The organism is Pseudomonas sp. BRG-100 (genome assembly GCF_000737955.1).
GTDB classification, from domain to species: Bacteria; Pseudomonadota; Gammaproteobacteria; order Pseudomonadales; family Pseudomonadaceae; genus Aquipseudomonas; species Aquipseudomonas synxantha_A.
On sequence record NZ_JPRX01000001.1, the window covers coordinates 4,361,791 to 4,374,506 of the forward strand.

9 protein-coding genes and 1 pseudogene are annotated in these 12,716 nt (G+C 60.9%); 5 read left to right on the forward strand and 5 right to left on the reverse strand.

Annotated features, from left to right (window positions below; translation table 11 throughout):
- The first annotated feature begins 193 nt into the window (after positions 1–193).
- From JH25_RS08070 to JH25_RS08055, 4 genes are read left to right on the forward strand one after another with little or no spacing between them, the layout of a single operon-like run.
- Entirely contained in the window at positions 194–1,543 is a 1,350-nt protein-coding gene (locus tag JH25_RS08070) for a GntT/GntP/DsdX family permease (protein ID WP_228308955.1), read from the forward strand.
- Positions 1,544–1,568: 25 nt separating this feature from the next.
- Positions 1,569–2,429: a MurR/RpiR family transcriptional regulator gene (locus JH25_RS08065; protein ID WP_032879520.1), complete on the forward strand. Its 861-nt coding sequence runs from the start codon at positions 1,569–1,571 to the stop codon at positions 2,427–2,429.
- A gap of 1 nt (position 2,430) precedes the next feature.
- Entirely contained in the window at positions 2,431–3,894 is a 1,464-nt protein-coding gene (locus JH25_RS08060; RefSeq protein ID WP_032879521.1) for an N-acyl-D-amino-acid deacylase family protein, read from the forward strand.
- Positions 3,895–3,923: 29 nt separating this feature from the next.
- Complete coding sequence (locus JH25_RS08055) at positions 3,924–4,292, forward strand: glyoxalase superfamily protein (RefSeq protein WP_032879523.1); 369 nt, start codon at positions 3,924–3,926, stop codon at positions 4,290–4,292.
- 626 nt (positions 4,293–4,918) lie between these two features.
- Here JH25_RS08055 and JH25_RS29415 read toward each other — a convergent pair.
- The 5 genes and pseudogenes from JH25_RS29415 to JH25_RS08035 form a co-directional block, all read right to left on the reverse strand.
- Positions 4,919–5,782 (reverse strand): methyl-accepting chemotaxis protein, encoded by an 864-nt coding sequence (locus tag JH25_RS29415; protein WP_370706066.1) that lies wholly within the window; start codon positions 5,780–5,782, stop codon positions 4,919–4,921.
- Between the two features lie 39 nt (positions 5,783–5,821).
- Positions 5,822–6,838: pseudogene (locus tag JH25_RS29420) on the reverse strand (methyl-accepting chemotaxis protein); the annotation flags it as partial.
- Between the two features lie 166 nt (positions 6,839–7,004).
- Positions 7,005–8,834 carry a CocE/NonD family hydrolase gene (locus JH25_RS08045; protein WP_032879526.1) on the reverse strand — a complete coding sequence of 610 codons (1,830 nt, stop codon included), beginning with the start codon at positions 8,832–8,834 and terminating at the stop codon, positions 7,005–7,007.
- Positions 8,835–8,853: 19 nt separating this feature from the next.
- On the reverse strand, positions 8,854–10,281 hold the full coding sequence (locus tag JH25_RS08040) for a YfcC family protein (protein ID WP_032879527.1): 1,428 nt from the start codon (positions 10,279–10,281) through the stop codon (positions 8,854–8,856).
- Between the two features lie 107 nt (positions 10,282–10,388).
- On the reverse strand, positions 10,389–11,285 hold the full coding sequence (locus tag JH25_RS08035) for a LysR family transcriptional regulator (RefSeq protein WP_032879529.1): 897 nt from the start codon (positions 11,283–11,285) through the stop codon (positions 10,389–10,391).
- Between the two features lie 183 nt (positions 11,286–11,468).
- On the opposite strand from JH25_RS08035, the gene JH25_RS08030 reads away from it, so the two are divergent.
- Complete coding sequence (locus JH25_RS08030) at positions 11,469–12,692, forward strand: OprD family porin (protein ID WP_032879531.1); 1,224 nt, start codon at positions 11,469–11,471, stop codon at positions 12,690–12,692.
- The last annotated feature ends 24 nt before the right edge of the window (positions 12,693–12,716 follow it).

Consider the following 12,716-nt stretch of genomic DNA (forward strand, 5'->3'; position numbering starts at 1 on the left):
TTGAGTTTCCGGCATTCCTGATCTTCATGTAAGAACATCCCCCGTATTTTCATGGGCTGGCGCTGGACATATCTCCATGCGACAACGCTTGTCCGTGGGCGAAAATTACTTTCATGAAAATTGAAAATACTCCTCGGTAATGATTTATGAGTTTCACAACCAATTCGACGTGACCCTTTCCGAGGAGTACCGCATGGCCGCATTACCGGGCTTCGGGCTACTGGCATACGCTGCCATTGCCATCATTGCATTGATCGTTCTGATTGCACGTTACCGACTCAACCCGTTTATCGTCATTACGCTGGTGTCCATCGGCCTCGCGCTGATGGCCGGAATGCCGGCGGACACGATCATGGGGTCGTATGAGGCGGGCGTCGGTAAAACCCTGGGGCATATCGCCCTGGTGGTGGCGCTGGGCACCATGCTCGGCAAGATGATGGCCGAGTCGGGTGGCGCCGAGCAGGTGGCGCGTACGCTGATCAACCGCTTCGGTGAACGCAACGCCCACTGGGCGATGGTGTGCATTGCGTTCCTGGTGGGGCTGCCGCTGTTTTTCGAGGTCGGCTTTGTGCTGCTGGTGCCGATTGCCTTTACCGTGGCGCGGCGCGTGGGCGTGTCGATCCTGATGGTCGGCCTGCCGATGGTCGCCGGTTTGTCGGTGGTGCACGCGCTGGTGCCACCGCATCCGGCGGCGATGATGGCGGTGCTGGCCTACAACGCCTCGGTCGGGCAGACGGTGCTGTATGCGATTTTGATCGGTATCCCCACGGCGATCATCGCCGGCCCCGTCTACGCCAAGTTCATCGTGCCGCATATTCACCTGCCGGCCGAGAACCCGCTGGAGCGCCAGTTTATCGAGCGCGAACCGCGTACTCGCCTGCCCAGTTTTGCACTGACCATGGGCACCATCCTGTTGCCGGTGGTACTGATGATGATCGGCGGCTGGGCCAATGTGATTTCCACCCCGGGCAGTGGTTTCAATCAGTTCCTGCTGTTTATCGGCAATTCGGTGATCGCCCTGCTGGTGGCGACCCTGGTGAGTTTCTGGACCCTGGGCCTGGCCCAGGGCTTCAACCGGGAGTCGATTCTCAAGTTCACCAACGAGTGCCTGGCGCCGACCGCCAGTATCACCTTGCTGGTGGGCGCGGGCGGTGGCTTGAATCGCATTCTGGTGGATGCCGGTGTGACCAATGAAATCCTCGGCCTGGCCCACGCGTTCCACTTGTCGCCGCTGGTGATGGGCTGGCTGTTCGCTGCGTTGATGCGCATCGCCACGGGCTCGGCCACCGTTGCCATGACCACTGCATCCGGGGTGGTCGCGCCGGTTGCTTTGGGCCTGGGTTATCCACACCCTGAATTGCTGGTGCTGGCGACCGGCGCGGGCTCGGTGATTTTTTCCCACGTTAACGACGGCGGCTTCTGGCTGATCAAGGAATACTTCAATATGACGGTGATCCAGACCTTCAAGACCTGGACCGTACTGGAGACCCTGATTTCGCTGGTCGCCTTCGGTCTGACCTACGGCCTGTCACTGGTTTTATGAGCCAGACCCTCTAACCGGAGCCTCCATGGACATCCTCTACCAGATCCGCGCCCGCCAGGACTCGTTCAGCGCCGGCGAAGGGCGTATCGCCAAGTTGATGCTTGAGGATGTGGGCTTTGCCGCCTCGGCCAGCCTGGAGGCGTTGTCTCAGCGGGCCGAGGTCAGCACCGCGACCTTGTCGCGTTTTGCCCGCAGCGTCGGCTGCCGTGACTTGCGCGATTTGCGCCTGCAACTGGCCCAGGCCAGTGGCGTGGGCAGTCGCTTCCTGGACCCGGCGGGGTTGCCGGAACAGTCGGCCTTTCATCGGCAAATCCTGGGCGATATCGAAGCGACGTTGCGCCAGCATTTGTCAGGTTTCAACCAGCACAGCTTTGCCGACGCGGTCACTTTGCTGAGCAAGGCGCGGATGATTCACGCGTTCGGCATGGGCGGCCCCTCCAGCCTGTGCAGTGATGAACTGCAAGTGCGCCTGGTGCGTCTGGGCTACCCGATTGCCGCCTGCCATGACCCGGTGATGATGCGCGTCACGGCCGCGACCCTGGGCCCGCAACATGCCTTGATTGTCTGTTCCCTCACCGGCCGTACGCCCGAATTACTGGATGTGGTGAAGCTGGCGCGCAACTACGACGCGCGGATTATTGCCCTCACCCTCGCGGACTCACCCCTGGCCGAACTGGCGGATGTGTTGCTGCCGCTGCAACCGGCGGAGACCAGCTTTATCTACAAACCCACCGCCGCCCGCTACGGCATGTTACTGGCCATCGACCTGCTTGCCACCGAGCTGGCGCTGGCCTTGCCGGACGACAATCAGGAACGCCTGCGCCGGATCAAGCTGGCCCTGGATGATTACCGCGGCGGCCCTGACAGCCTGCCGCTTGGAGACTGATATGAAATACGACACGCTGATTCGCCAGGCGCTGGTCATTGATGGCAGCAACACCGAAGGGTTTGTCGCCGATGTGGGCGTGCGCGGTGGGCGCATCCAGGCGATGGGTGACCTGTCCGCCGACGAGGCCGCGCATGTCATCGATGCGCATGGCCGGGTATTGGCGCCGGGCTTTATCGATGTGCACACCCACGATGACACGGTGGTGATCCGCCAGCCGCAGATGCTGCCCAAGCTCAGCCAGGGCGTGACCACGGTGATTGTCGGCAACTGTGGCATCAGCGCTTCGCCGGTGAGTTTGCGCAGTGACCCGCCAGACCCAATGAACTTGTTGGGCAGCCGTGAGCAGTTCTGTTATCCGCGGTTCAGCGATTATCGCAACGCAGTGCAAGGCGCCCATCCGGCAGTGAACGTCGCGGCATTGATCGGCCACACCGCGCTGCGCAGCAACCATATGGATGACCTGCATCGCACCGCCACACCGTATGAAATCGCGGCCATGCGCGTGCAGTTGCAAGAGAGCCTGGAGGCCGGTGCCCTGGGGTTATCCACAGGCCTGGCCTACGCCAGCGCATTCAACGCCGAGACCGATGAAGTGTTGCAACTCGTTGAGGAACTGACGGCCTATGGTGCGGTGTACACCACGCATTTACGCAGCGAGTTCGAGCCGGTGCTGGAGGCAATGGATGAGGCGTTTCTGATCGGCCGACATGCCAGGGTGCCAGTGATTATTTCCCACCTTAAATGCGCTGGTGCCGGTAACTGGGGGCGTAGTCCGCAGTTGTTGGCGGCCCTGGAAGCTGCGGCAAAAAACCATCCGGTGGGCTGTGATTGCTATCCCTATGCCGCCAGCTCCTCGACCCTGGATCTCAAGCAGGTGACCGACGCGTTTCGCATCACCATCACCTGGTCGACGCCGCACCCCGAAATGGGTGGGCGGGATCTGCAGGCTATCGCTGCCGAGTGGGGCGTTTCGCTAATGGACGCTGCCCGTCGCCTGCAACCGGCGGGAGCGGTGTACTACGGGATGGACGAAGACGATGTGCGGCGCATCCTCGCCCATCCGTTGTCGATGGTGGGCTCCGATGGTTTGCCCGAAGATCCGTTTCCCCACCCGCGCTTGTGGGGGGCGTTCCCGCGGGTGCTGGGGCACTTCAGCCGCGATATCGGCTTGTTCCCGTTGCACACGGCGGTGCACAAGATGACTGGTCTGTCGGCAGCGCGCTTTGGCTTATCCGAGCGTGGCGAAATCCGCGAAGGGTACTGGGCCGACCTGGTGTTGTTCGACCCGTTGCGGGTGCGTGATGTGGCAGATTTCAACACACCGCAACGTGCAGCGGAAGGGATCGACGGTGTGTGGATTAACGGCGTACTGAGCTACAGCAATGGGCAGGCCAACGGCCAGCGGCCAGGGCGATTCCTGGCGCGCAGTGGGGATTTGCGTGGCGGCTTTTCGTCTTTATAGTGGGCGTTCTCATACACGGAGCGGTCGCCATGCACTTAGGAAAAGTCACCCCCATCCTGCGGATTTTCGACGAGACCAAAGCGTTGGAATTCTACGTCGACTTCCTGGGGTTCAAGGTCGATTGGCAGCATCGGTTCGAGGCGAATTTCCCGTTGTACCTGCAAGTGTCGCTGGGTGAGTGCGTGTTGCATTTGTCCGAGCACCATGGCGATGCTTCGCCGGGCGCGGCGGTGCGGATCCAGGCGCAAAGGGTGGATGCGTACCAGCAGCAATTGCTCGGCAAGGATTACCGCTATGCCAAGCCTGGGGTCGAGGAAACGCCTTGGGGATCGCGGGAAATGAGCATCCGGGATCCGTTCGGGAATCGCTTGGTGTTTGTCGAGGACAGCGAGGGCTAAGTGGCAAATGGCAGGCAATAAAAAACCGCCTTGATAGGGCGGTTTTTTTTGCAAACCCAGTTAGTGGCTGGGGTTGCGGCTTCACAGGAGCACTGGCGTGGTCACAATACTACTGCTGCTTTAGGGCGTTATGCAACATCAGACGAACAAGAGTTTTTCACGGCAGCATTGATCTTTTGTGTTGTTTAACTTTGCAAAAAACAGCAACAGATTTTAAGGCTAGCTGGCCGTTGTTCGTTACACCTTGGAGCAGAGTGCTGAGCTAGTATCGCCCTCGTTCTGTGTTCGTCGTGAAGTAGGTTGGCTGGGTTCGCGCGCAAATTTTGGACCGCCCGCCACGGGCTAGTAATCCGTGCCGGATTCACGCGGGAGGACCATAAGCCCAGCCGCCTCACAGGAGCACTGGTGTGCATCCAAAGGCCCACATGTTCCGGTAAGTGCGCTGGAGGTAAGGCCCAACTCACGGAGGGCCGAGTATGTCTAAGTTTGCACGACGTACATGGAACCTCGTAGTGAACTGCCTGCGTGCGTATCACGTATGGAAGTTCCTGCGGGACAGCTTCGATGACCGTTAAGGTCTGAGAGGTGGAGCCGCCTCGGTCTAGATCGAGGCGGCTTTTTGGTGTCTACACCCGGAAATGACTGACCATCTGCTGCAACTGGCTACCCAGCCGTGCCAGTTCCACACTCGACTTCGCCGTCTCGTCACTGGCCGTCGCCGTCTGCTCAGACACATCCCGCACATTCACGATACTGCGGCTGATCTCTTCCGCTACGGCGCTCTGCTGCTCGGCGGCCGCGGCAATCTGCTGGTTCATCGACTGGATATTCGACACCGTACGGGTGATGTTTTCCAGTGACACGCCGGCCTTGCGCGTCAGTTCGACACTGCTGTCGGTGAGGCTGCGGCTGTTGTTCATTACGCTGGCGACTTGTTGGGTGCCGTTCTGCAAGCCGGCCACCAGGCCTTCGATTTCCTCGGTGGATTTCTGTGTACGCTGGGCCAGGCCGCGTACTTCGTCGGCGACCACGGCAAAGCCACGGCCGGCTTCACCGGCACGCGCGGCTTCAATGGCGGCGTTGAGGGCCAGCAGGTTGGTCTGTTCGGCCACGGCCTTGATCACGTCCATCACGCTGCCGATCTTGTTGCTCTCTTGTTGCAGGTGCGTCATGGCGTCGGTGGAGCGGGCGACTTCGGCCGCCAGGCGTTCGATCTGGGCGATAGCTTCGGCCACCACCTTGTCGCCTTCGCGGGCCTGGCCGTCGGCGTCGGAGGCGGCTTGGGACGCCTGCTCGGCATTGCGCGCAACTTCCTGCACGGTAGCGGTCATTTCATGCATGGCGGTGGCCACCTGATCGGTCTCGATCTTCTGGCTGTTCACGCCGGCGCTGGTTTGCTCGGTCACGGCTGATAGCTCCTCAGCGGCGCTGGCGATCTGGGTCACGCCATCGCGGATGCCGCTGATCAACTCGCGCAGGGTCGTGCCCATGCGCTGGATGCCTTGTTGCAATACGCCCAGCTCATCACGACGGGTCACCTGGATGTTGTGGCTCAAGTCGCCTGAAGCGATGCGCTCCACCACCGCCAGGGTGTCCTGGATCGGGCGGGTGATCTGACGGGTGATGACCCAGGCGGCAATCACGCCGACCAGCAGTGCCAGCAAGGTGCTGATCAATTGCAGGCTGCGGGCCTGGGTGCTTTCAGCGTCGCGACGTTCCAGTTGGATGTCGTACAGCTTGTCGCTGATCGTCACGATATCGGCGCCCTGGGTGGTCATTTCGGCGCGGGCGGTGACGATGTTGGCGTTGGCTGCCTTGTAGCTCTGCACGGCGCTGCGATAGGCACCGAGGGCGGCTTCCAGTGCGGACAATGCGTTTTGCTGGCCGGTACCGAACGCCGCGCTAAGGCCCTTCAAACCGCCGACGGCTTTTTCCAGTTGCGCAGCAGCGCGGGCTTCGGTTTCTGCGTTGGGGCTATTGGTATAGCCGCGTACTTCGTAGCGAGCTTGCTGGAACTCATTCTTGGCTTGGGTCACGGCCAGAAATTGCGTGAAGCGCTCCGGGCTATCGGGCGCCTGCTGCACACTGGTTTCCAGTGCATTGATTTGTGCGTTGGCGACATCGGCTTTGGCGCCCATGACGTCGCGCGCAGCGTTGCCATTGCGGTAGGCCTCGCGCATTTTGTTCAGGGACTGGCGGTAAGCAGTGATGACGGCTTTCTGGTCATTGAGCAGTTTGAGGTTTTCCGGGCTCTTGAAGCTGTCCAGCAATTTCTGTTGTTGAGCTGCGAAGGCATCCAGGCTGGTCTGCACATTCTGCGCCACGGCTTCGTCGCCATTGGCCAGCATGTATTGCAGGCGTACGATCCGCAGCTTGGTCAGCGAGGCGTTGAGCTGGGTGATGTCGCTCATCCAGTTGCTGCGGTCGATCAGGCCGCCCAGGCTGGTCCAGCCGGTGAGCGCCAGAATCGAGGTGAGGACCAGCACCAGGCCAAAGCCCAGGCCGAGTTTGAGATTGACGCTGATGTTACCGAACCAGCTGTTCATCGAAAGCTCCTTGAAGAGTGATGTCTGTCTGCTGGACGGTGTGTTGTTGTTTGAGCCAGCCAAGATGTGTAGGGCTGTATCGGCGGCAAAGGATGATTCTGAAGTACTTTTCTTGCGGGGTGACGAAGGGTCGCCATTACCGTGCAGCAATGGCGATCCGATGCGCTCAGGACTCCGCCGTGTTGGGCACCACGGTAAGCCTGAGGCAGGAGGCGGCGGCGTGGCTCAGGTGCACATTATTGTGGGCAACCCGAGGGTGGCTGGCCTGGCCTGAAGGCTCGCCGCTGTTGGGGTTGACGTCAAAGCGCGGGAAATTGCTGCTGGCGATGTCCAGGCGCAACCGATGGCCGCGCTTGAACAGGTTGCAGGTGGCGAAAGGCTCGATCAGCACTTTCACTCGCTCACCCGGCGTCAGGGCCGTCGGTTGTTCCCATGAGTCGCGATAACGGCAGCGACGGATGCCGTCGGTGATGTTCATCGCAAAGCCCTCGGGGTAGTCGGCGCTGGGCGGGTACACGTCCACCAGTTTGGCGGTGAAGTCGGTGTCGGGTGCATCGCTGTCGATCCACAGCTCGATCTGCACGTCACCGGCGACGATCAGGTCTTCGTCGAGCGGCTCGGTCTGGAACACCAGCACGTCATCGCGCTGGGCCAGGGGACGGTTGTCCCCTTGGGTGCCGAAAAAATCGAGGCGCTCCCGTTGATCGAAGGCTCCGCCGACAAACACGGGGGCACCGGAGGTTAGCGCGCCGCCGATGGTCGGGACCGGGTGGGTCGGGTCGGCGCGGTAACTCAAGTGGGCGTCAGCCTCGACAGGTGCCGTGTGGCTCAACTGCCTGTGTGCATTCAGATAGAGGGTCAGTGTTTGGCTGCCGGGCAGCGGCCATTGCGTGGTGTGCAGCCAGCGGCCGCCATGGTGCAGGCGTCCGTTTTCGTCGCGGTTACCGCTGCCGCCCCCCATCAGAAACACCTGTACGCTGGCCGTTGTGGTTCGCGGCGACGGCTTGAGGGATTGCTCGAACCAGGCCAGTCGGCAACTGAGCCAATCCTGATCGACCTGGCCGTCAAAGGCGGCTTGCGGGCCGAATTCCACATCGCCGCTGTGGCTGATATTACGGTCGCCGTGCAGCCACGGGCCCATCACCAGTCGTTGGCTGGCCGTACCTTGGAGTGTGAAGGCGCGGTAATTGGCCAGGGTCGAACTGACGTAGGCGTCGTACCAACTGGACATGAACAGCACCGGGATATCGGGCAGTTGTGCGTAGTGACCTTCGGCATAGAGGCCAGACTTTTGCCAATACTCACCGAAGGTGCCCTGAGCCCATTGCTCCAACACATAGGCTTCGTATTCCGGCACATGGCGCAGGGGCGATTGCCCGGGTTGCCATGGCATACGTGTGAACCACTGATAAATATCTTCCTGTTCCAGCGCTTCACGAACCAACGGGTCGGCCAGGGCAGCAGGGCTTTCCTTGGCCTGGCGAAAGGCCCAGGTGGCCTGCTTGAGTTCGAAGGCGCCGCCCTGGCGAATCCCGCAATGGTAGGCGTTGGCGAAGCCGCCGCTGTCGAGCACCATGCTGCTCAGGCCCGGCGGGTGCAGGCAAGCCATCGCCAGTTGTGTGTGGGCAGCATAAGACAAGCCCATACTGCCGATCTTGCCGTTGCACCAGGGCTGTTGGATGATCCAGGCCAGGGTGTCGAAACCGTCTTCGCCCTCGGCGGTGTATTTGGTGAATGTGCCTTCGGAGGCGTAGCGTCCACGGCAGTCCTGGAAAATTGCGACAAAGCCTTGCTCGGTAAACCGTGCGGCCATTTGCTCACGGGAGATGTGTTGGCCGTCGAGCTGTTTTTCCGAGCGGGAGGGTTTGCTCTTGTCGTAGGGCGTGCGCTCGATCACCACCGGAAACGGCCCATTGCTGTCCTCCGGCACATAGATGTCAGTGGCCAGGTGGATGCCGTCACGCATCCGGATCATTTGGTTGTGCAGAATATGCATGGGGAGAACACTCATCGATTCAGTACCCGCTCGTTACCGCAATGGCCAGCAACACCATCGCCAGCACGGCGTAGATCAGGAACAGCGGCAGGATGTAGCGCGCCCATTGGCCCCAACCGACATTGGCGGTGGCCAACAGCACCAGCAGGCCGCTGGACGTGGGGGTGATCATGTTGGTCAGGCCATTGCCCATCAGAAATGCGAACACCGTGGTCTGCGGGCTGACGCCGGACAACTGACCCAAGGGCCCGAAGATCGGCATGGTTACCGCCGCCTGGCCGGAGGTGGATGGGATCAGCACATCCAGCCCCAGTTGTGCGAAGAACATGCCGTAGGCCGACACGATCGGACCATGGTCGCCCACCAGGTTGGCCAGGCTGTTGACGATGGTGTCCAGGACCTGGCCGGTACTGAGGATGATCTCCACGGCGGTAGCCAGACCGATCAGTACGCCGGCGATCAGCACCTTCTTCATTCCATCGACAAAGGCACTGGCGGCAACGCTGGCGCCGAGCCCGGCGATCACGCTGAAGGCCAGCGTCAGCAGCAGGTAGAACGCCGACAGCTCATGGTATTTCCAGCCCCAGCGGTTGGAGGCGTAGACCAGGAAAGCGATGCCCGTCAGCAGTACGATCAGGTTGATCAGATGGCGCAGGGGCAACGGCGTACTTTCGAAAGTGATCTGCGCCGTGGCATCGTAACCGTGCTTGCGAATACTCCACAGCACGAAGGCAATGCCCACCAGCAGGAAGCTGCAGTAGGCGAGCACACGCATGCTCAGGCCACTGAAGATCGGCAGCCCGACCATCGGCTGGGCCACGGACAGCGCCACTGGATTGGATATCGAGGCCAGGTAGCCGATCTTGACTGAGATCGTGACGATGGCCAGCCCGATCAGGTTCGACAGCCCCAGCCGATTAGCCATGGCAACCATCAACGGCACGATGAGAATAAATTCCTTGGCCAGCCCCATGAAGGTACTGCCGGCGGAAAACACCAGCATCAGGCACGGCACCAGCACATAGATATTGCCCCGTGTCAGACCCAGCATGCGCTCCAGCCCGGCGTCGATCACCCCGGCCTTGTTCAGCACGCCGAACATGCCACCGATGAACAGCACCATGAAAATCAGTGCCGCACGCTTCTCGATGCCCTGGGGAATCGCCATGAAGCCTTCCACCAGGGACACCGGGCGAGCCACGGTGTCGCCGGCTTTGCGTGGTTCCAGTGCGAACAGTTGGCTCAGGGAGTCGTGTTTTTCCAGCACCTGGTAAGAGCCCGGGATCACCAGGCCATTCTGGCGCTGGAACGTGCCCGAGTTCACGGCGTAGGTAAACGCCACTGCGAGCAGGACGATACTCAGCAGGATGATGGCGGGATTGATCTGCTTGCGTTGCGTGGTATTTCCCACCGCTGCTTGGGTGGGGATGCTCTGGGATTCGCTCATGCTAGTGGCCCCGGCTTGCGCCGTTATTGTTATAGGGGTGACACGTGTGGGGCGGACACTAGGGCAAAGTTTTCGCGGCGACAACGTTATGCGTGGGTTGGGTTGGGCTATGCGTTTTGTGCGGACAGACGCTGCTTGAGATGCTTGGCAAACGCGTTCACCAGCTGCGACCTGGGCTCGTTGGCGCGAAACGCCAGGCCGAATGCGTAGGGCAGCGCCGGGCGAAACGGGCGGGTGACGATGGGCAAGTGCCGGAAGTGGCTGGCCAGCAGACCATTGACGATCGACACCCCCAGCCCCTCGGCAACGAAGCTGCACGCAGCCCCGACCGAGTGCACCTCGACCCGCACCTGCGGCGTGAGGTTGGCGGCACGAAACACCTGGTTCAGCTCGGCCCGCAATGCCCGTTGCCGGCCGAGCATCACCAACGGCACATCGCGCAGATGCTGCACTTCGATGCAGGCGTGACGGGTCAGCGGATGGTCGGCGGGCATCACGCAGACGCCTTCGGTTTGCAGCACCGGCTCGACATCGAAGTCAGGTATTTCCGTGGGCAGGCGTACAAAGCCCAGGTCGGCGGAACGGTCCAGCACCGCACGCTCGATCGTGTCGTAAGAACCGGTCAGCAGTTCCACGACAATGTCGTCATGCTCCTTGAGAAACTGCGCCACGATGCGCGGCAACAGCTCCTGGGTCATGCTGGTGGGCACCCCGACCTTGAGCAGGCTCTTGCGTGAGCGGCCCACGCGCATTTCGTCGGCCAGGCGCTGGATTCGTTGCATGCCATCCACCAGTCCGGCGACTTCGGCGAGCAGTTCCTCGGCTTCGGGCGTCGCCATCAGGCGGCCCTTCTTGCGCAGGAACAAGGCAAAACCCAAGTGCTCTTCCAACTGGCTCAGCAGGCGGCTGACCGCCGATTGCGACAGGCCCATGCGCGTTGCTGCGCCGATGGTCGAGCCGGTGGCCATGATCGCTTTGAAGGCTTCGAGTTGCTTGAGGTTCACCGTGTTTTTCCTGTCGGTTGGGAAGGGCGGCCGGTACTTCACGCATAGCCTGATGCGCTTCTCGCATAACGTTGTGGGGCTGTCGACGAGCCGTTAGTGTCCGCTCCAACGCGACATGCCGTCCAGCCTGCCGCGCGGTGCAACTGCCCATAAAAAACACAACACGGCATTGAGGAATGGTTTATGCGTGAGTTTTTCACGAAAGGGGGAATGGTCTCGGCGGGGCTGCTGGCGAGCCTGTCACCGACATTGATGGCCCAGGGTTTCTGGGATGATTCCCACGGCCGATTGACCTTGCGCAACTTCTACTTCAACGACGGTTACCGCGACGGTGGTGAAGACCGCAAGGAATGGGCTCAGGGTTTTCTGCTTAATCTTCAGTCTGGTTATACCGAGGGCACCGTGGGTTTTGGCCTGGATGCCCTGGGGCTGGCGGGCCTGCGTCTCGACTCCAGCCCGACGCACGCCGGGACGGGCTTGTTACCTGTGCACGACGATGGTCATGCGGCCAGTGAGTTTTCCAGCCTGGGCGTCACGGCCAAGATGCGCTGGGGCGATGCAGTGGTGAAAACCGGCACGTTGCTGCCGAAAATCCCGGTGCTGGTGCACAACGATGGCCGCTTGTTACCGCAGACCTTCCAGGGCACACAAGTGGAATACAGTGGTATTCGTGACCTGTACCTGCACGCTGGGCACCTGGACAAATTCAAGTTGCGTAACTCCACTGACAGTGTGGATATTTATCCCCAGGGCTACAGCGGAAAAAAGGGTAGTGATTTCGATTTTGCCGGCGCTAGCTACGCGTTTACGCCGAAGCTCAGCGGCACCTGGTACTACGGTGAAATGCGCCAATTCTATCGCCAGCAATTCTTTGGCCTGGTGCATAAGCAGCCGTTGGGCAGCGGCACACTGACCAGCGACTTGCGCTACTTCATTAGTAACGAAGCGGGTGAGGCGCGTAACGGCGAGGTCGACAGTGACATGTTCAGCGGTCTGTTCACTTACCGCCTGGGTCCGCAGGCGCTTGGTGTTGGTTATCAGAAAGTCAGCGGCGACACAGCGTTGCCGTATGCCAGCGTGTCGACGGTGTATTCCTTCAGTAACGCCGGTGTTGGCAAGTTCATCCAGGCTGGTGAGCAGACATGGATGCTGCGCTACGACTATGACTTGACGGCGGTACTGCCGGGCTTGAGTTTCATGACCCGCTACTACAAAGGGCAAAACGGCGAGTTCAAAGGGCGCGAGGCGCGTGAGTGGGAGTCCGACACGAATCTGCGCTATGTGGTCCAGGACAGCACGTTCAAAGGACTGGGCGTGGAGTTGCGCAAGGCCACTTACCGCTCGACTTATGCCAGTGATCGGGACAACTACCGGGTGTACCTGACCTACGACCTGGCGCTCTGGTAGCCGGGGAGGGGGCTGATCATGGGC

Coding starts and splice junctions, on each gene's coding strand:
- JH25_RS08070 (WP_228308955.1), top strand. CDS start 194: ATGGCCGCATTACCGGGCTTCGGGCTACTGGCATACGCTGCCATTGCC.
- JH25_RS08065 (WP_032879520.1), top strand. CDS start 1,569: ATGGACATCCTCTACCAGATCCGCGCCCGCCAGGACTCGTTCAGCGCC.
- JH25_RS08060 (WP_032879521.1), top strand. CDS start 2,431: ATGAAATACGACACGCTGATTCGCCAGGCGCTGGTCATTGATGGCAGC.
- JH25_RS08055 (WP_032879523.1), top strand. CDS start 3,924: ATGCACTTAGGAAAAGTCACCCCCATCCTGCGGATTTTCGACGAGACC.
- JH25_RS29415 (WP_370706066.1), bottom strand. CDS start 5,782: ATGGGCACGACCCTGCGCGAGTTGATCAGCGGCATCCGCGATGGCGTG.
- JH25_RS08045 (WP_032879526.1), bottom strand. CDS start 8,834: ATGCATATTCTGCACAACCAAATGATCCGGATGCGTGACGGCATCCAC.
- JH25_RS08040 (WP_032879527.1), bottom strand. CDS start 10,281: ATGAGCGAATCCCAGAGCATCCCCACCCAAGCAGCGGTGGGAAATACC.
- JH25_RS08030 (WP_032879531.1), top strand. CDS start 11,469: ATGCGTGAGTTTTTCACGAAAGGGGGAATGGTCTCGGCGGGGCTGCTG.